This window comes from Paracoccus sp. SSK6 (genome assembly GCF_039770665.1).
GTDB lineage: Bacteria > Pseudomonadota > Alphaproteobacteria > Rhodobacterales > Rhodobacteraceae > Paracoccus.
This window is the reverse complement of the sequence record NZ_JBDPNJ010000092.1, coordinates 1-776: the sequence shown is the minus strand read 5'-3', so window position 1 is coordinate 776 and position 776 is coordinate 1. Positions and strand designations below refer to the sequence as shown.

Annotated in this window: 1 protein-coding gene; it reads right to left on the bottom strand. The window is 59.8% G+C overall.

The genetic code is table 11. The annotated features are described in order from the left end of the window. Positions 1 to 276: 276 nt before the first annotated feature. On the bottom strand, positions 277 to 498 hold the full coding sequence (locus AAIL68_RS17490; RefSeq protein WP_347141062.1) for a DUF3072 domain-containing protein: 222 nt from the start codon (positions 496 to 498) through the stop codon (positions 277 to 279). Between the last annotated feature and the right edge of the window lie 278 nt (positions 499 to 776).

Genomic DNA, 776 nt, shown 5'->3' with positions numbered 1-776 from the left:
CTTCTGAGGGCAGAGCGTACTGGGCATCTCCGAAATCCGCGCCCTTGGCGCCGTAGCCTGCCGCGCTCTCGTAATGACTGGGCTTTCGGCCAGCGTCAGAGTGGCAAAAGGGCACTGCACCAGATCATCCGGAGCCACATCAGAACCGTGTTGCGTGATACATTCGGAAAAAGGGTGCCGAGCCCCAGCAGCATCGGCACCGCATTGCCCTACAAAACCATAGTTGCCGGAACTCATGACCTTTGGGATGTCGCTCCGTCTTCCGACAGCGGAGCCCTACTGGTCTAGGCCCAGCTTGGCTTTCAGCGCATCGATGCGCTTTGAGGCCTCCGCCTTGCTGATGGTGTCGTCAAAGGCGTCGGGCTCCTCGGCCTGTTCGCTCAACGTCTTGAGATAGGACGCCTGTGCGCCGGTCATCGGGTCTTCGCCGCTGACCCAGTTGTCGGGATCTTTCTCGGCATTGTCGGTCGGGTGGGATTTCGGGTTTTCATCGGCCATGGGGCACTGCCTTTCTCAGGATGCTGCAAGGAAACACGCGCTTCATGTTCCGGTTCCGTTCGCGTCCGTCCAGAAGCCCGGAGGACAGGAGCAGCAAGGCGAGGCTGATGAAGGTGTCTCCGGCAAAGCTGCCCGCAGGGTCAGACAAAGAAGAACCGATCAGGTGATGAGGATAAGACCAACCCTCTCAGTGGACGACGAGTATCCGGTCGGTTCGGAGGCGTTGCTCCAGCATCGGTGTCCATCATGAAAAAGCGGCAGCACCCAGGGAGGAGTGG